This window comes from Streptomyces sp. 130, from assembly GCF_007096885.1.
Lineage (GTDB): Bacteria > Actinomycetota > Actinomycetes > Streptomycetales > Streptomycetaceae > Streptomyces.
In genome coordinates this window covers 48,427-66,559 of sequence record NZ_VJNO01000002.1, presented here as the reverse complement: position 1 = coordinate 66,559, position 18,133 = coordinate 48,427, and the positions used below count along the sequence as shown (strand labels likewise).

Genomic DNA, 18,133 nt, shown 5'->3' with positions numbered 1-18,133 from the left:
AAGGCGGTCAGTGGTCACGAACAGAGCAGGCGCCACTTTGACGCTCGCTCTGTGTGTGCCCGATGGGCCATCAGGATGGCTCTGACCAGGTATTACTCTCTCGCGGTTGGAGACTGACCGTGAAATGTCCCCCGAGTGGGGGGGGTGTATGTGGGACGGGCGGCTCGCAACGAAGGTGTAAAACGGTACAAAATTTGCCCTCAGGCAACGTAAAGCCCTCTGCAAGTGATCTTGCAGAGGGCTTTACGTTGCCTTTGACCTACATAAACGTGCGCCCCCGGCAGGACTCGAACCTGCGGCCAAGCGCTTAGAAGGCGCCTGCTCTATCCACTGAGCTACGGGGGCCGGGTGGTGGCTGCGGTGGTCAGGAGCCCCGGGGCCCGGGCGGTCCGTGACCTTGCCGGGACAAGGATAGGGCTCCGATCGGCTCGACCTCATTGCTTCACCTGCGTGGCACGATGTGGAGGTTCGGTGAAGCGAAACGATAATCGCAGGTAGGTGCGGATCACGCACCGCTTTTGACGCTTCACGCCTCGGGTGTTGTGCACTCGTTATGCCTGCGCCCCACTCGTCCCCTCTGTCGGACGGAGGAACCGGCGCGCAGAGGTGGCTATACGCTTCAAAAAGGCTCCAAAATTGGGCATTCTTCGCATGTGGTGACCTTGGACGTACGGCCTCAGCTCATCGACGCACTCTCCGCCCTGCGCGACCGTGTCGCCGCCGTGCGTCTCCCACTCCCGCTCCCAGGGGCCCCCCGCGCCAGGCAGACCCGGACCGAGCTGCTCGCCCAGCTGGACGACTACCTGCTGCCCCGGCTCAAGGACCCCGACGCGCCCCTGCTCGCCGTCATCGGCGGCTCGACCGGCGCCGGCAAGTCGACGCTCGTCAATTCCCTGGTGGGGCGCCGGGTCAGCGAGGCAGGGGTGCTGCGGCCCACCACCCGCACGCCCGTCCTCGTGTGCCACCCGGACGACCAGCACTGGTTCGCGGGCGTACGGGTGCTGCCGCAGCTCACCCGGGTCTGGCTGCCGCCCGAGGAGTACGCCGAGCCCGGCCAGTGCGACGACTTCGACGGCCCCGACGGCCACGCGGCCGAGGAGGGCACCGCGCTGCGCGTCGAGACCGCGGCCGGGCTGCCGCGCGGGCTCGCCCTGCTGGACGCCCCCGACATCGACTCCCTCGTCGTCCGCAACCGGGTCCTGGCCGCCGAACTCATCTGCGCCGCCGACATCTGGGTCATGGTCACCACGGCCTCCCGGTACGCCGACGCCGTGCCCTGGCACCTCCTGCGCACCGCGAAGGAGTACAACGCCTCGCTCGTCACCGTCCTCGACCGCGTCCCGCACCAGGTGATCGCCGAGGTCTCCCGCCAGTACGGCGCCCTGCTCGCCAAGGCCGGGCTCGGCGAGGTGCCCCGCTTCACCATCCCCGAGCTGCCCGAGTCGGCGGGCGGCGGCAGCGGGCTGCTGCCCACCACCGCCGTCGCCCCGCTGCGCGCCTGGCTCGCGCACCGCGCCCAGGACCCGGCCGCCCGCCAGCAGGCCGTCGGCCGGACCGCCGCCGGGGTCATCGACTCCCTGGACGTCCGCATGCCCGCGCTCGCCGGAGCCGTCGCCGCGCAGTACGCCGCCGCCGTACGGCTTACGGGTGTGGTCGAGGAGGCGTACGGGAAGGAGGGCGCCCGGCTGCGACGCCGGCTGAAGAACGGCGGCGCGCTCGCCGGCGACGCCCGGACCAGGTGGCGCGGCTACCCCACGTACAGCACCTCCGAGGAGGTGCTCGACGCGCTGGTCGAAAGCCTGGCCGCGCTCCTGGAGTGCGGCGTCGCCGCCGCCGACGAGCAGATCCGCGCCGTCTGGCGCAAGGAGCCCGCGGCGGCGGCCTTCGCCTTCGAGGCGGCCGGCCGCGAGGAGGGCGGCTGGGGACCGGCCGAGGACATCCGGGGCCGGATCGCCATGACCGTACGCAGATGGCGCCGCATCCTGGAGGAACTGGCCGAGGAGGAGCTGCGCCTGCTGGAGCGCAACACCGCCCCGGACCCCGAGACCGTCGCCACCCTGCTGGCCGCCGCCCTGCTCGGCGGACGCCGCGCCCGCACCGCCGGCGAACAGCTCGCCGAACGCATCGGGGCGCAGGGCGCGCTGCGGCTGCGCGACAAGGGCGGCGCGCTGCTCACCAACTGCCTCGACCACGTCCTGAACGGCGAGCGCGACCGGCGGCTCGCCCCCCTGGACGCCCTCGACGTGGCCCCCGAACCGCAGGCCGAACTGATCGCCGCGCTGTCCCTACTGCAGAAGGAGAGGTGGCAGCGATGACTGCCGTCACTGACGAGAATCCGGGGCAGGGCGGGACCGGGGAGCAGCTGTCCGAAACCTCCCCCTCCGCGGCCTCCCCCTCCGCGGCCTCCCCTTCCGGCACTTCCGGCACTTCCGGCACTTCCGGCACTTCCGGCACTTCCGGCGTCTCCGGCGCCTCTGGCACTTCCGGCCGTTCCGGCGCTTCCGGCTCCTCTGGTGCCTCCGGCCCCACCAGCCCCAACGGCTCCTCCGGCTCCTCCAGCCCCTTCGGTCCCACCGGCCCCTCCGACACGTCCTCCCATTCCGGCACCGGCTGGGACGACGGGCTGATCGCCCGGCGGGCGCGGGCCGCCCGGAAGGAGGCCGAGCGGACCCCGGACCAGGCCCCCGCGGAAGAGGACGACGGACGGCCGCAGGTCGAGGCGTACGTGGACTCCGGCAGCCCGCTCCGGCCGCGCCTGGACGCCCTGCGCGAGCTCGTCGGCCTCTCCCGGGCCCGCCTGGACCGCGCCGCGCTCGCCGAGGCGGGCCGGGTGCTGGACGAGGCGGCGGCCCGGCAGCGGCTCTCCTCCCGGCACACCGTCGTGGCCATCGCCGGGGCGAGCGGCAGCGGGAAGTCGGCCCTCTTCAACGCGCTCGCCGGCGCCCAGCTCTCCGAGACCGGACTGCGCCGCCCCACCACCTCCTCCCCGCTCGCCTGCTCCTGGACCGACGGGGCCGCCGGACTGCTGGACCGCCTCGCCGTGCCCGGGAGGCTCCGGCGCAGGCCGCAGCCGGGCGCCGCGGCGGACGACGAGGCGCTGCAGGGCCTGGTCCTGGTGGACCTGCCCGACCACGACTCGGCGGCGAAGGGCCACCGCGAGCAGGTGGACCGGGTGCTCGCGCTGGTCGACGCGGTGATCTGGGTGGTGGACCCGGAGAAGTACGCGGACGCCGCCCTGCACGAGCGCTACCTGCGGCCCCTCGCCGGCCACGCCGAGGTCACCTTCGTGGTGCTCAACCAGATCGACCGGCTGCCCGGAGAGGCCGCCGACCAGGTCCTGGACGACCTGCGCCGGCTGCTGGACGAGGACGGCATGGCGCTCGGCGAGCACGGCGAGCCCGGCGCGACCGTCCTGCCCCTGTCCGCCCTCACCGGCGAGGGCGTCGGCGAACTGCGCGAGCTGCTGGGCCGGTTCGTCCAGGAACGCACGGCGGCGACGCGGCGCCTGTCCGCCGATGTGGACGCGGCGGCGGCCAGGCTCCGCCCGGTGTACGTCGCCGAGGGGCGGCCGGGTCTGGGGGAGCGGGCCCGGGAGGAATTCGCGGACCGGCTCGCGGAGGCCGTGGGCGCGGCGGCGGCCGGCCAGGCGGCCGAACGCGAGTGGCGCCGCAACGCCGGACGGGCCTGCGGCACGCCGTGGCTGCGGCTGTGGCGCTGGTACGAGGCCATGCGGCAGCCCGGCAGCCGGGACCGCGTGCCGCTCGCCGCCCCGCCCGAGGAACGGCTCACCGCGCGCCAGCGCGTCGAGCAGGCCGTGCGCACGGTCGCGGACGACGCCGCGGCCGGACTGCCCGGGCCCTGGGCGCAGGCGGTGCGCGAGGCCGCGGTGCACGGGGCGAAGGGCCTGCCGGACGCGCTGGACGAACTGGCGGGGCGCGTGGCGGGCGGGGGTGCGGAGGCGGCCGGGGCCGTACGGGGCGCGGGCGGCGCCGCGGTGTGCGCGTCGGCCTCGGAGGCCGCGGGCCGTACGCCGGGCAGGGGCGAGGGCCGGGGCGGGCGTGCGGCCGGGAAGCCGCCGCGCCCCGCGTGGTGGCCGGCGGCGGTGCTGGCGCAGGTCGCGATGACGCTGCTGCAGATCTTCGGCGGCCTGTGGCTGGCCGGGCAGATCATCGGGGTGGTGGAGCCGGGACTGCTGACGCCCGCGCTGGTGATGCTCGGGGGCATCGTGGGCGGCCCGCTGGTCGAGTGGTCGTGTGCCGCGGCGGCCCGGGGGCCCGCCCGGCGGTACGGGCAGGAGGCCGAACGGCGGTTGCGCGAGGCGGCGGCGGCCTGCGGGCGGGCCAGGGTGCTCGACCCGGTCGCGGCCGAGCTGATGCGCTACCGCGAAGTGCGGGAACGCTATGTGGCGGTGACGGAGTTTTCCACAACGGGCCGTTAGTCCACAGCCTCCGGCAGGATTTCCGCCTCCCCTCCAGCATGGGACCGGTGACCGCGCGCACGGCGCGGCCACGGGACCCGGGCGAAGGGGAGGCGGAGTCATGAACGAGACCTTGGTGACGCTGGTGGGCAACGCGGCGACGGCGGTGGAGTTCCGGGAGACGGCGAGCGGGGGGATGGCCCGGTTCAGGTTCGCGGTGACGCCCCGGCGGTGGGACCGGGTGAAGGAGGTCTGGGCCGACGGGCACACGAGCTTCTACACCGTGTGGGCGTGGCGCACGCTGGCCGCGAATCTGACGGGCTCGGTCGCGGTGGGGGAGCCGTTGGTGGTGCACGGCAGGCTCAAGGTGCGCGAGGAGGAGTTGGAGGGGCGGCGCCGGACCTTCGTGGACATCGAGGCGGTGGCGGTGGGCCACGATCTGACCCGGGGCACGGCCGCGTTCCGCCGGGTGGTCAGGGGCGAGCCGGGGCTGACGTCGAGGTACGGACCGGCGCCGGCCGCGGCGGGCCCCGATCCGTGGGCGGTGCGGGAGGCGCCGGAGGAGCGGGCCGCGGGCGGCGAGGCGGAGGAGGCGGGCGGCGGCGTGGAGCCGGGCGGGCCCGACGGGACGGCGGAGGAGCGGCCGGTGGCACGGCCGGCGGCGCGGCGGCGGACGGCGCGTCAGAAGAGCGGCGCCGCGACGGCGAAGACCGGGCCCGGGCTGGTGACCGCGTGACGAGGGGGAGTGCCGGGTGGCCGGCGGGCGCACGGGGAACGGCAGTTACCCGTGATAACGATTCCGAGTCGGAATGGTTGTCGGGTGGTATGACGGGGGACTGTCCTTGGCTCGCTCCATAGGATCTCACCGTACTCACAAGGCACTTGAGTAGCAGGCGGGACAATCCCCACACGCGTACCGGGCGCGAGTGTCTCGCCCGGAGGGGAAATTAGTGTTTTCTGCTTCTTCAGCGACCGCCTCGTCATCCAAGGCGACGGCCCCGACCGCACGGCGCGGGCGAATAGCCCGGCTGACCGCTTCCGCGATGGCGTCCGGCCTGGTCGTGGCCGGGGCACTCGTCGGCGCCGGCAGCGCGACCGCCGACGAGGTGCCCGCGCACCAGGGCGGGGCCACCGCCGTACTGGACGGGCTGAAGACCTACGGCACCGCGCTGCTGAACGACGGCGGCAAGAAGCGCAAGGTGTCCGCCGGTCTGTTCGAGATGAACGTCGACGGCGGCGGCACGCTCAAGACGTACTGCATCGACATCCACAACCCGACCCAGGACCGGGCGAAGTACCTGGAGACCCCCTGGAAGCAGACCTCGCTCGGCGGCAACGACGACGCCGGCAAGATCCTCTGGATTCTCCAGCACTCCTACCCCCAGGTGAACGACCTCTCGCAGCTCGCCGAGGCGGCCGGTACCGGGACGCTCACCGACGAGACCGCGGCGGCGGGCACCCAGGTCGCGATCTGGCGCTTCTCCGACCACGTCGACGTGACCGCCCAGGACGAGCAGGCGGAGAAGCTCGCGGACTGGCTGGAGAAGTCCGCCACCGGCATCGCCGAGCCCGAGGCGTCCCTGACGCTCGACCCGGTCGCGGTCTCCGGCCGCTCCGGCGAGCGCGTCGGCCCGGTCACCGTCCGCACCAACGCGGCCCAGGCCACGGTGACCCCGCCGGCGGACCTCGCCAGCGGTGTGAAGGTCACCGACAAGGCGGGCAAGCCCGTCACCACGGCCTCCGACGGCGACCAGCTCTACTTCGAGGTGCCCGCCGGCTCCGAGGAGGGCACCGCCGCGCTGACCGTCCAGGCCGCCACCTCAGTCCCGGTCGGCCGCGCCTTCGCCGGCGTCACCAAGAGCCAGACCCAGATCCTGGCCGGCTCCAGCGAGTCGACGGTCTCCGCGGCCGCCACCGCCACCTGGGCCAAGAAGGGGCCGATCCCGACGGCCACCGCCGAGAAGAACTGCGCCAAGGGCGGCGTCGACATCACCGTCGGCAACAAGGGCGACGAGGCGTTCACCTTCGCGCTCGACGGCAAGGAGAACACCGTCGAGGCCGGCAAGACGGTGACCGTCACCGTCCCGGTCGCCGAGGACCAGGCGTACGACGTCACGGTCACCGGCCCGGGCGGCTTCTCCAAGACCTTCAAGGGCGTCCTGGACTGCAAGACCACCAGCAGCGGCACCGGTGGCACGGAGACCCAGACCGCTGGCGGGGAGCCCACCCCGACCACCGCCACGGCCGGCGGCAGCACCACGGGCGGCGACGACACCAACCTCGCCGAGACCGGCAGCTCCAGCGCCACCCCGATGATCGCGGGCATCGCCATCGCCCTGGTCGTCGTCGGCGGCGGCGCGGTCGTCCTCCTGCGCCGCAAGGGCCACACCAGCAGTGAGTGACCAGCGGTAGCGCACCGTCCCACGCAGTGATCAAGGCCCCGGCGGGCTTCGTCCCCGCCGGGGCCTTCGCGCACCCCCGCCGCACGACCCCGTCCGGCCCGCACGTACCGCGACCCGGGACCGCGCGTATCGCGCACCGGACCGGTTTCCGTCAAGAGGCGGCCGTCAGGCAAGATGGGGTGTATCTGCCCACACATCGATTGCCGGACGGTTTCTCTTGGCTGAGTTCATCTACACCATGCGCAAGACGCGCAAGGCGCACGGCGACAAGGTGATCCTCGATGACGTCACCCTGAACTTCCTGCCCGGCGCGAAGATCGGTGTCGTGGGGCCCAACGGCGCCGGTAAGTCCACGGTGCTGAAGATCATGGCGGGCCTGGAGCAGCCGTCCAACGGTGACGCGTTCCTGTCGCCCGGCTTCAGCGTGGGCATCCTCATGCAGGAGCCGGAGCTCGACGAGAACAAGACGGTCCTGGAGAACGTGCAGGACGGCGCCGCCGAGGTCATGGGCAAGCTCAAGCGCTTCAACGAGGTCGCCGAGCTGATGGCGACCGACTACTCCGACGCGCTCATGGACGAGATGGGCAAGCTCCAGGAGGACCTGGACCACGCCAACGCATGGGACCTGGACGCCCAGCTGGAGCAGGCCATGGACGCCCTGGGCTGCCCGCCCGGCGACTGGCCCGTCGTCAACCTCTCCGGTGGCGAGAAGCGCCGCGTCGCGCTCTGCAAGCTGCTCATCGAGGCGCCCGACCTGCTGCTCCTCGACGAGCCCACCAACCACCTCGACGCCGAGTCGGTGAACTGGCTGGAGCAGCACCTCTCCAAGTACGCGGGCGCCGTCGTGGCCGTCACCCACGACCGCTACTTCCTCAACAACGTCGCCGAGTGGATCCTCGAACTGGACCGCGGCCGCGCGCACCCGTACGAGGGCAACTACTCCACGTACCTCGACAAGAAGGCCGCCCGCCTCAAGGTCGAGGGCCGCAAGGACGAGAAGCGCCAGAAGCGGCTCAAGGAAGAGCTGGAGTGGGTGCGGTCCAACGCCAAGGGGCGCCAGACCAAGTCCAAGGCCCGTCTCGCCCGGTACGAGGAGATGGCGGCCGAGGCGGACAAGATGCGGAAGCTGGACTTCGAGGAGATCCAGATCCCGCCGGGGCCGCGGCTCGGTTCCATCGTGGTCGAGGTCGAGAACCTCTCGAAGGCGTTCGGCGACAAGGTCCTCATCGACGACCTGTCGTTCACGCTGCCGCGCAACGGCATCGTCGGTGTCATCGGCCCGAACGGCGCCGGCAAGACCACGCTGTTCAAGATGATCCAGGGCCTGGAGACGCCGGACAGCGGCTCCATCAAGGTCGGCGAGACCGTCAAGATCAGCTACGTCGACCAGTCCCGGTCCAACATCGACCCGAAGAAGACCCTCTGGGCCGTCGTCTCGGACGAGCTGGACTACATCAACGTCGGCCAGGTCGAGATGCCCTCGCGGGCGTACGTCTCCGCGTTCGGCTTCAAGGGCCCGGACCAGCAGAAGCCGGCCGGGGTCCTCTCCGGTGGTGAGCGCAACCGCCTCAACCTGGCGCTGACGCTCAAGGAGGGCGGCAACCTGCTGCTCCTCGACGAGCCCACCAACGACCTCGACGTCGAGACCCTGTCCTCGCTGGAGAACGCCCTGCTCGAATTCCCGGGCGCGGCCGTGGTCATCTCCCACGACCGCTGGTTCCTGGACCGCGTCGCCACGCACATCCTGGCGTACGAGGGCGACTCCAAGTGGTACTGGTTCGAGGGCAACTTCGAGTCGTACGAGAAGAACAAGGTCGACCGCCTCGGCCCGGACGCGGCACGTCCGCACCGCGCCACGTACAAGAAGCTCACGCGAGGCTGATCGTCTTGGCTCGGCACATCTACAGCTGCCCGATGCGCTGGTCGGACATGGACGCCTTCGGGCACGTCAACAACGTGGTCTTCCTCCGCTACCTGGAGGAGGCGCGGGTGGACTTCATGTTCCGGCTGGCGCCGGGGGAGGGCTCGCCGTCCTTCGCGGGCGGCTCCGTCGTGGCGCGGCACGAGATCGACTACGTGCGCCCCCTGGTCCACCGGCACCGGCCGGTGACCGTCGAGTCCTGGGTCACGAAGATCGGCGCCGCGTCCCTGACGATCGCCTACGAGATCAAGGACCCGGACCAGGTGTACGTACGCGCCTCGACCGTCGTCGTGCCGTACGACCTGGCCGCCGAGCGCCCCCGGCGGCTCTCCCCGGAGGAGAAGCGGTTCCTCCAGGAGTACCTGGCCGAGGAGCCCGCCGCGGTATGACCGTGTCCGTACAGTCGCTGCGGTTCGCCGACGCGAGGGAGGCCGCCGATCTCGGCGCCTTCCTCGGACGGCTGCTCCACTACGACCGCGCCGCCGCCGTACGCCTCCAGGCGGGCGGCGGCGCGCTCGCCGTGTTCGGCAGGCCCCCGTCCTTCGACGTGCTGGCGATCCGCACGGCACGGCTCTTCGACGCCTGCGACCTCGACGTCACCGTGTCGGCCGGCGACCTCCTGGAAGCCCTGCCGGACGAGGGCGCCGACGCCGCCGCCCTGCCCGCCCCGGTCACCGGACCGCCCTGGGCCGGTGTCCTGCCCCCGCGCGGCGGCTGGCGGGAGCGGTCCGGGCTGCCAGGGCCCGCCGCCCTGCGCGCCGCGCTCACCGCCGCCGTCACCGAATTCCGGGACCGCGACGAGGCCCTGCCCGAGGACCGGCGCACGCGTACCGAGCGGGACCGCATCGGCCACGACATCTGGTCGCGCACCCTCGCGGACACCGAACTCCCGCTCCGCGCGGTGCACGCCGCGCAGTCCCTCGGCTTCCTGCGCGCCGCCCCCGACTTCCCGGTCGCCCTCCTGACGGCCGGCAGCTGGCTGCGCCTGCGCACCCCGTACGGCTCCGTCGCCCTGCGCCGGGCCGGCGCGGCGGGCGGCCTGGGCAGCCTCGCGGTCTCCGTCACCGGCTGAGAGCCGGCTCACCACCGCATCCGCACGTCCTCCGCCCACCCCAGCAGGCGCTCCACCGCGATCCGCGTCCCGTCGTCCGCGCGGACGGTGCCGTCGTAGTGGCCGAACAGCTGATCGGTCCGATTGGCCAGCGCCCCCGCCTCGGTGCGGACGCGGCGGTTGTGGAACGGGGTGAACGTCAGGTCGACCTGCCCGGTCAGCGGGGTGCGGACCGTCCACGGGCGCAGCGGGTCCGAGGCGGACCAGCGCCAGTCCAGCTCCTCGCCGATCTTGCTGAGCCGGCCGTCCACGCAGAGCGCGTTCTCCGTGGAGCCGGTGCCCAGCGTCCACTGCCCGCCGAGCTGGACGCCCAGGGTGTGCCCGTCGGTGCGGCCGGACGCGGCGCCCCAGTTCCAGCGGACCGTACGCGGCCAGCGGCCCCGGCCGTGGTCCAGGACGGCCCAGGTGTCGTCCCCGCCGAAGTCCAGGAACTCCCCGCCCACCCTGACCCGGCCGGACGCGGGCAGCGCGGTCTGCTTGGAGGTGTACTGGAAGCGCCGGCTGCTCCACGGGACGACCACGGAGAGCGACTCATGGCCCTCCGGCCGGGCGACCAGGAGGTCCACCTCCACCGGCACCCGCTCCGGGGTCAGGCAGCGGGCCCGCAGCCGGGTCCCGCCGGGCTCGTCGCGGATCTCCACGCGCACCTTGCCGCCCGTCGGGCGCGCCGGGCCCGCCACCACGTCCGGGGCGCCGGGGGTGCCGGCCACCCTGTCGGGGAGGCGGGCGCCGAGACCGCCGGGCAGGATCGCCGTACGTTCCAGCTCAAGGCCGCCGGGCGCGTATTCGAGCAGGTAGACGCTGTTCAGGGCGAGGAAGTCCAGATCGCTGACGGTCAGCGCGACCAGGTGGGTGGGCGTCGTCACGCACCAGTACTCCCATCGCTTCGTCCGGCCCCAGCCGCGCAGATTGGCGCGGTGCAGCGGGGTCCGCGACCAGCCGACCGCCGCCGGGTCGAGACGGCCGTCGGGCAGGCACAGGTCGACCGGCTCGGTGATCTCGCGTTCGAACGTCGTCATGGCCGGATACTAACGGCCGGTCACACGGCTCTCCGGGGCCGGTCACCCGCCCTCCAGGGCCGGTCACCCGCCCTCCAGGGCCGGTCACCCGCCCTTCGGGCCGTCCGGCCACACCCCGATGTGGTCCTGTTCCAGCTCCAGCATCACCCGGTGCTCCATGCCGAGCGCCTCGGTGTAGTCGGCGGGCAGTTGCAGCCGGCCCGCGCGGTCGAGCATCGCGTACTCGCGGGCGACCTGGGACTCCTGTCCGGTCGCCGCGTCGACCTCGGTGCGGCGCAGCACCTCGAAGGACGTGCGGCCGTCGCGGATCGCGACCGTACGGCGTACCTCGTCGGCTACCGCCTGGTCGTGGGTGACGATCACGATCGTCGTGCCCAGCTCCTCGTTGGCGCGGCGGAACGCGGCGAACACCTGCTCGCCGGTGGCCGAGTCGAGTTCGCCGGTCGGCTCGTCGGCGAGCAGCACCGAGGGGGAGTTGGCGAGCGAGACGGCGATGGCCACCCGCTGCTGCTGGCCGCCCGACATCTGCCGCGGACGCCGGTCGCGGCAGTCCTCGACCTCCAGCATCTTCAGCAACGCCTCGGCGCGCGCGGCCCGTTCGCGGCTGCGGCCCCGGCCGCGCAGCTGCATGGGCAGGGTGATGTTCTGGATCGCCGTGAGATACGGCAGCAGGTTGCGGGCGGTCTGCTGCCAGACGAAGCCGACGACGTCCCGGCGGTAGCGGAGGCGCTCCTTCGGCCCCATGGACAGCAGGTCGCAGCCCGCCACCTTCGCCGCCCCGGCCGTCGGCTCGTCCAGGCCCGCCAGGATGTTCATCAGGGTCGACTTGCCGCTGCCGGACGCGCCGACCAGCGCCAGCAACTCGCCCTCCTCCACCAGCAGATCGAGGCCCTGGAGGGCCTGCACCTCCACCCCGTCCGTGGTGAAGATGCGCACCAGCCGGTCGCAGGCGATCAGCGCGTCGTGGCCGTAGGAGGGGCGGTCGCGCCGGGCGGTGGCCCGCTGTTCGAGCTCCGCCAGCGTGGAATCGGTCGACGGCGTCGTCATCGGGAGTCTCCTGCCCTGAGTTCGGTGATCGATCCGCGGCGGCCCGCCCACCACGCCTGCACCCCGGCCACCGCCCCGGTCAGCACGATGACGCCGAGCGCCGGAAGGACCAGCGACCACGGATCGGTACGCAGCGGTGCGGTGTCCAGCGGGCCGGTGCCGGCGCCGGACGAGAGTGCGAGGCGTACGAGGTCGACCCCCGGGGCCAGCAGGGCGATGGTCGCCCAGCCGGCCAGGAGCCCGCCGCCGGCCGCCAGCAGCGCCTGCGGCAGGGCCTCGAAGCCCAGGAGCCGGCCGCCCTGCCGGGAGGTCAGGCCCATGGTGCGCAGCCGGGCCAGCAGCGTGGTGCGCTCCGGCGCGGTCTGGAGCAGCGAGAGCAGGACGGCGAGCAGGGCGTATCCGGCGCCGGCGACGATCGCCGCCAGATAGATCCGCTCCGCCCCGGACTGCATCGGGGTGTCGACGTACGTGGCCCGCTCAGCGGAGCGCAGCTGTACGGCGATCTTCTCGTCCGTGTGCCGGGCCGCCGCGCGCAGTTCCTTCGCGTCCAGCCCGGACCCGGTCAGCAGCAGTGCCGTGGTCTGCCGGTGGGTGAACGCGGCGGCGTCCACGACGATGAAGGAGCTGCCGTCCACGGCGGGCGTACGCGTGACCGTGGCGGCGGCCCTCACCTTGAAGTTCCCGGCCAGCGACCGCAGGCCCAGCGGCCGGTCGCCGAGGCGTTCGGCGACGGACGGCGAGACCAGGGCCGGCACGACCCGGTCCTCGTCCGGCCGCGCACCCTCGCGGACCGCCGCCCCCTTCGCCCGCAGCCGGTCCGCGGGGAACGGGCCGAGCCCGGTGGAGCGGGCCAGCTCGGCGTACGCGGCGGGGTCGACGCCGATCAGGGTGGTGCCCTTGGTGTCCTGGGCGCCGCCGCCCGCGGCCGGCAGGGCCACCCCGTACTCGACCTGGACCCGGACCGAACCGCGTACGCCGTCGGCCTTCTCCACCGCGCGGACCAGCGCGGCCGACAGCGGTACGGCGTCGGCCTCGCCGGTGACCCGGGCGTCCGCGCCGGTGGCCCGGACCGCGGCGTCGTCGCGGGCGTCCGCGACCCCCGCGAGCACCGAACCGCCGAACGCGGCCGTGGTCAGCGCGACCAGCAGGGCGAGCAGCGGCAGGGTGCCGGCGGCCGAGGTGCGGCCGGCCCGGGCCAGCGACAGGAAGCCGATCGCGCCGCGCAGCCGGGACACCGAGCGCAGGGCCAGGCGCAGCGGCAGCGGGTAGAGCCGGACCAGCGCCACCGCCGCGATCAGGGCGACCAGCACCGGTGCGGCGCTGACCAGCAGGTCGGTGCCGCCCTCGGCGTCCGTGCCGCGCCGGCGCAGCGCGAGGACCGCGCCCACGGCCAGGACGAGCAGGGTGAGTTCGGCGACGGTGCGCCGCCGGGACGGGCGGGCGGTCGCCAGGTCGTCCCGGTCGATGTGGGTCCGCGGGGTGCGGTGCTGGAGGGCGGTGCGCAGCGGGAGCGCGGTGCAGACCAGCGCGACGACGGCGCCGGCACCGACCGTCGCGGGCCACAGCCGGGCCTGGCCCACGGCGAGCACGGCGAGCAGCAGGCCCAGCGCCCCGGCGGGCACGGCGGTGACCGCGGTCTCGGCGAGCAGCCGGCCCCCGATGCCCCGCAGGGAGCCGCCCCGGGCCCGCAGCAGGGCGAGCTCGGCGTGTCTGCGGCTCGCCAGGAGCCCGCCCGTCATCAGGAGGACGACGACCGCGACCGCGCCGATGCCGACGGCGGCGACGGTGACGACGGGCTGGACCGCGGACCGCATCCCGTCGTAGTCCGTCAGGATCTCGTCCAGGTCCGTCGCCGTGTTGACCGTGGCGCCGGCCACGTCGCGCATGGCCAGCAGCCCCGGACCGCCCTCCAGCGACGCCACGGAGGTCCGCAGCCTCGGCACGTCCAGCGCGGTGAGGCCGGAGACGTCCGGCGCGATCCGCCAGTACAGCTCGGGCTGCCCCGCGGTGGAGAGCAGGGCGGGCGCGGCGTCCGGCGGCAGCAGCAGCGCGGCGATCCAGTAGTAGCGGGGCGTGTCCTTGGTCGGCTTGGCCACCAGCGAGGGCGTCCGCAGCAGCGGCTCGGCCGACCAGTAGGAGCCCTCCGGGCTCTTGGGGGCGACGATGCCGGTGATCCGTACGGTCAGCGTGTCCTCGCCCCGGGTGGGGACGGCGACGGTCGCGCCGGCCGTGATCCGCAGCGCCTTCGCGGTCGCCTCGGTGACGGCGGCCTCGACTTCCCTGGTGGTCAGGGACACCGTGCCGTGGGTGGCCGGCCAGCGCCCGGCGCGCAGGGTGGCGTGGTCGGAGAGACCGGACTGGGTGACGTACGTCAGTGTCGGGTCCAGGCCGTACGGGCGCGGGAACCACGGCTCGCCGGCCGCGATCGGCGTCGAGGTGCGCACCCCGTACGCCGACTCGGCGGTGTCGGCGCGCAGTGGTGCGGGCAGCCGCTTCAGGACCTGTGCGTGGACGGAGGCCATCGTGTCCTCGCGCACCGCGGCCTCGCGCGCCGCCGGGCGCAGCTCCAGGCCGGGCTGCGGACCGCTCAGCTGGAGCACGCTGCGCGCCGGGGCCGCCGTCCCGAGGTCGTGGCGCAGCCCCTTCGTCCCGTACGAGTCGACGGAGCGGGGGAAGGCGGCGGCGAGGAAGGCGGTCACCAGCACCAGCAGGGCGAACGCGCAGGCGGCGCCGGGGGCCGTGCGCAGCCGGGTGCGCACCCAGGGGGCGCAGGGGGTCGCGGGGCGGGCACTCATGTCAGTTGTCCCCCTGGGTGCGCAGCGAGGTCGCGGGGTCGGCGCGGCGCAGGGCCAGCACGGCGACGATGAGCAGGGGCAGCGCGGCGACTCCGGCCAGCAGCGCGGCGACCTGCCCGGGCGGCAGCCGCACCAGGACCGGCGGCACCGGCTGGGCGGCCTGCCCGGTCAGCACGATCAGCGGCACGACCGCCCGGGTCAGCAGGGCCCCGAGCAGGGCCCCGACGAGCAGCGCGATGGCGATCAGGACGCCCTGTTCGGCGGCGGTCATCCGGGCCAGCTGGCGGCGCGGGGTGCCCAGCGCCCGCAGTACGGCGAATTCGGCGGAACGTTCCCGCTGCGAGCCGACCGCGGTCACCGCGAAGCCGACCGCGGCCAGCGCGGCGGCGATCACGGCGACCGCGAGGAGCGCGGACTGCGGGCCGGCGCCCAGCGGGTCGGTGACCAGCTCGTCGGCGATCTCGTCGCGCACCCGCACCTGGCCGGGGTCGGTGTCCGGCAGCGCGCGCAGCGCCGCGGCCACCTGGGCCGTCCGGCCGGGCTCGGTGCTCAGCCACCACTCCGTGGCGGTCAGCCGGGCGGTCGGGCGGGCGGCGAAGACCTCGCCCAGGGAGCGCAGGTCCAGCAGGAGCGCCCCGCCGTCCCTGGCCCGCTGGGACTCGGCCGACGCCGTGGAGGAGCCCGAGCCGGGGCCGGTGGTGGGCAGCCGGTGCACGGTGCGGGTGATCTTCACCCGGACCGTCTCGCCCGCCAGGGTCACATCGGTCTTCTGGCCCGGTCCGGCACCGGTCGCCTCGAGGTACGCGTCCGTGGCGACGGCGTTCAGGACCGGTGTCCCGGGCCGGGCCGCGGTGACCCGCACGGCGACCGAGGGGGCCGCGTCCGCGTCCTCGGCGGTGACCGATCCGGTGGAGTAACCGACGGAGAGGGGGGTGGTGGCCGACGCGGCGGGGGTGAGCGGCGCGCCCGGCTCCGGCTCGTCGAGGAGGGAGTCCTCGGTCCTCTCGCCCTGCCAGCGGAAGCCGTCGGGGACCGGGACGGGACGCTCGGTGCCGTCGGCGGCGGTGGTCCGCAGCGCGCTCACGGCCAGCCGGTGCGACTCCGCCCGGTCCACGGGCTGCTTGCCGCTCAGCTCGATCCCGGTGAGGGCGAACCCGCCGGCGGCCGATACGGCGACGGAGACCGGATGCGCCTTCCCGTCGACCGGGACGGACCCGGCGGCGACCTGGTAGGGCAGGCCGTAGCGGTCCTCCAGGAGGACGGAGACCCGGGGGGTCATGCCGGACGGCGAGACCTTGCCGGGGGCGTCGTCGGCGGATATCCGTACGTCGAAGCGGAGACGGGTGCTGTGCTCCGGCAGCGGCAGTCCGGCGCGGGCGGCCTTCGGCGGGGTCAGCGTGTCGAAGAGCCCCGCCACCGGGCCGTTGCCGAGGTCGTCGCGCATCAGCATCCGCTCGTCGGCGTGCGCGGTGTCCAGGGCCAGGACCTCGGCCGTGCGCTCGCCGGAGAGCTCCACGGTCGTCCGGAAGGCGGGCGCCGCCTCGCGGACGCCCGGCAGTTCGCCGTACGCCGGGGCCTTCGCCGGGTCCGCGCCGGCGCCGGCGGTCATGCGGACCGAGGCGCCCGAGCGGAAGTCGGCCTGGTCGCTCTGCGAGCGGTTCCACGACGCGCTCTGCCCGATCGCCAGCATGCCCATCGCCACGGACAGGACCAGCAGCAGCACGGGCCCGGCGCCCCGCAGCGGCCGGCGGCTGAACTGCCAGCCCGCCAGCGCGGTCGTCAGCCCCCGCCCGCCGGAGGCGCGCCGCTCCGCGAGCCTGGCGGCGGGCGGCAGCAGACGCAGCGTCAGTACGGTGCCGGCGAGCAGGCCCAGCGCGGGCGCGGCCACCAGCAGCGGGTCGATCCCGAGCCCGCCGGAGCGGTCCCCGCTCAGCGCGCCGCCCCCCGAGCCCTTCGTCTGCCGGTCCAGCTGCCAGTAGGCCACCGCCGCGACGAGCAGCAGCGCGAGGTCGGCGCCCGCCCGCACCGGTCCCGGCAGCGCGGCGGAACGCGTGGTGCGCCGGCCCCCGCCGCCGGCGGCCAGGGCTGGCGCCACGACGGCGAGCGCGCAGGCCAGCGCGGTGACGGCGGCGACCAGCCACACCTGGCCGGTGACGCCGGTGTCCAGGCGGAGCCCGATGCGGGAGAGCTCGCCGCGGTCCGCCAGGAGCCGGGTCAGCGGACCGGACAGCAGCGGCGCGACGACGGCCGCGGGCAGCGCGAGCAGCAGGGCCTCGACGGACGCGAGCCAGGTGATCCGGGCCCGGGAACCGCCGCGCGCCCGCAGCAGTTCGGTCTCGCCCGCGCGCTCGCTGCTGAGCAGCCGGGCCACGAGGAGCAGGGCGTATCCGGCGAGCAGGACCAGCTGCACCGCCACGATGGTGAGCGTCGAGCGGGAGACCAGCAGGGCGCGGTCGATCTCTTCGAGGACGGTGGGCAGCGAGGTCCGCGCGGTGCCGCCGTCCTCGAACCCGGGGCCGGCCAGCAGCTTCTTCGGGCCGGAGACCGCCGCGTCGTGCAGCGCCGCCATCCGGTCCGTGGTGACCGAGCGGAAATCGGCGGACGCCAGCCAGGACACCTCGTCCGAGCTCGTCCGGCCCGAGCCGAGCACGGCCGGGTCGGTGAGCAGGGGACCGTACGTGGTGAAGACGACCTTGCGGACGCCACGCCCGCCGAGCGCGTCCAGCTGCCAGTACGGATCGGCCTGGTCGGCCGCCTTGTAGAGCCCGGTGATCACGACGTCCACCGGCTCGCCGCCCAGCCGGTCGGTGAGCTTCAGCCGGGCGCCGGGCTTCAGCGACAGCGCCTCGGCGGCGGACGCGGGCAGGGCCACCTCGACGGGGGCGTCGCTCTTCCCCGCCCCGGCGGCGGGCATGCGGCCGGCGGTGAGGCGGACGCGGCTGCGGTCCAGCGAGGCGAAGTGGGCGAGGTCGGGGTCACCGCGCCGGGCGGCCGGGTCCTGGAGGCTGCGCGGCAGCGCGTAGGGTCCGGACGCCTCCAGCTTCCGTACGGTCACCGGCAGCCCGTCGAAGGTCTCCCGGGCGGCCTCGCGCGCCGCCGCGTCGGCCGCTTCCCGCTCGTCCGGTTCCAGCCGGGCGGAGACCACCAGGGAGGCGGGGACGGCGGAGCGGTGGGTGAGCGTGTGGCGCAGCGCGGCGTCGCCGACGGAACCGGAGAACGCGGTGAGCGCGGCCAGGACCGAGGTGGTCAGGAGTACGGCCAGCAAGGCCGCCGCGAGGAGGAGCCGGTGCGCCCTCACCCGCAGAAAGACGAACCCCGTCACCTGGCCCCCCTAGTCACCACTCACCGCGCGCCCGCCCCCCGGCGTCGCTCAGGATGCTTTCAGACGGCTGTGTCCGTGGAAACCGCTTACGGGTACAAC

At 74.4% G+C, this 18,133-nt stretch carries 11 protein-coding genes and 1 tRNA gene; 7 read left to right on the top strand and 5 right to left on the bottom strand.

Annotated elements, in window-relative coordinates; all coding sequences use genetic code 11:
- Positions 1-272: 272 nt before the first annotated feature.
- A tRNA-Arg gene (locus FKN01_RS02520) sits at positions 273-345 on the bottom strand.
- Between the two features lie 317 nt (positions 346-662).
- Here FKN01_RS02520 and FKN01_RS02515 point away from each other — a divergent pair.
- The 7 genes from FKN01_RS02515 (at position 663) to FKN01_RS02485 (ending at position 9,812) form a co-directional block, all read left to right on the top strand.
- Entirely contained in the window at positions 663-2,315 is a 1,653-nt protein-coding gene (locus FKN01_RS02515; RefSeq protein ID WP_143616338.1) for a dynamin family protein, read from the top strand.
- Positions 2,312-4,438: a GTPase gene (locus FKN01_RS02510; protein ID WP_398930750.1), complete on the top strand. Its 2,127-nt coding sequence runs from the start codon at positions 2,312-2,314 to the stop codon at positions 4,436-4,438. Before FKN01_RS02515 ends, FKN01_RS02510 begins: the two co-directional genes overlap by 4 nt.
- Before the next feature lie 100 nt (positions 4,439-4,538).
- Complete coding sequence (locus FKN01_RS02505; protein ID WP_143616043.1) at positions 4,539-5,153, top strand: single-stranded DNA-binding protein; 615 nt, start codon at positions 4,539-4,541, stop codon at positions 5,151-5,153.
- Between the two features lie 307 nt (positions 5,154-5,460).
- Positions 5,461-6,819 (top strand): Cys-Gln thioester bond-forming surface protein, encoded by a 1,359-nt coding sequence (locus tag FKN01_RS02500; RefSeq protein ID WP_143616042.1) that lies wholly within the window; start codon positions 5,461-5,463, stop codon positions 6,817-6,819.
- Between the two features lie 217 nt (positions 6,820-7,036).
- Positions 7,037-8,701 carry an energy-dependent translational throttle protein EttA gene (gene ettA, locus FKN01_RS02495; protein ID WP_143616041.1) on the top strand — a complete coding sequence of 555 codons (1,665 nt, stop codon included), beginning with the start codon at positions 7,037-7,039 and terminating at the stop codon, positions 8,699-8,701.
- 5 nt (positions 8,702-8,706) lie between these two features.
- Positions 8,707-9,129, top strand: a complete 423-nt coding sequence (locus FKN01_RS02490) for a thioesterase family protein (protein WP_185992711.1) — start codon at positions 8,707-8,709, stop codon at positions 9,127-9,129.
- Positions 9,126-9,812, top strand: a complete 687-nt coding sequence (locus tag FKN01_RS02485) for a hypothetical protein (RefSeq protein WP_143616040.1) — start codon at positions 9,126-9,128, stop codon at positions 9,810-9,812. The genes FKN01_RS02490 and FKN01_RS02485 overlap by 4 nt, the downstream gene beginning before the upstream one ends.
- Before the next feature lie 8 nt (positions 9,813-9,820).
- On the opposite strand, the gene FKN01_RS02480 is transcribed toward FKN01_RS02485, so the two are convergent.
- The 4 genes from FKN01_RS02480 to FKN01_RS02465 all read right to left on the bottom strand — a co-directional run bounded on the left by FKN01_RS02480 (position 9,821) and on the right by FKN01_RS02465 (position 18,034).
- Positions 9,821-10,870, bottom strand: coding sequence for a DUF2804 domain-containing protein (locus FKN01_RS02480; RefSeq protein ID WP_143616039.1), 1,050 nt, complete (start codon positions 10,868-10,870; stop codon positions 9,821-9,823).
- Between the two features lie 84 nt (positions 10,871-10,954).
- On the bottom strand, positions 10,955-11,917 hold the full coding sequence (locus FKN01_RS02475; RefSeq protein WP_143616038.1) for an ABC transporter ATP-binding protein: 963 nt from the start codon (positions 11,915-11,917) through the stop codon (positions 10,955-10,957).
- Positions 11,914-14,712 (bottom strand): FtsX-like permease family protein, encoded by a 2,799-nt coding sequence (locus tag FKN01_RS02470; protein ID WP_143616037.1) that lies wholly within the window; start codon positions 14,710-14,712, stop codon positions 11,914-11,916. Before FKN01_RS02470 ends, FKN01_RS02475 begins: the two co-directional genes overlap by 4 nt.
- Position 14,713: 1 nt before the next feature.
- Entirely contained in the window at positions 14,714-18,034 is a 3,321-nt protein-coding gene (locus FKN01_RS02465) for an FtsX-like permease family protein (protein ID WP_143616036.1), read from the bottom strand.
- Positions 18,035-18,133 lie beyond the last annotated feature (99 nt).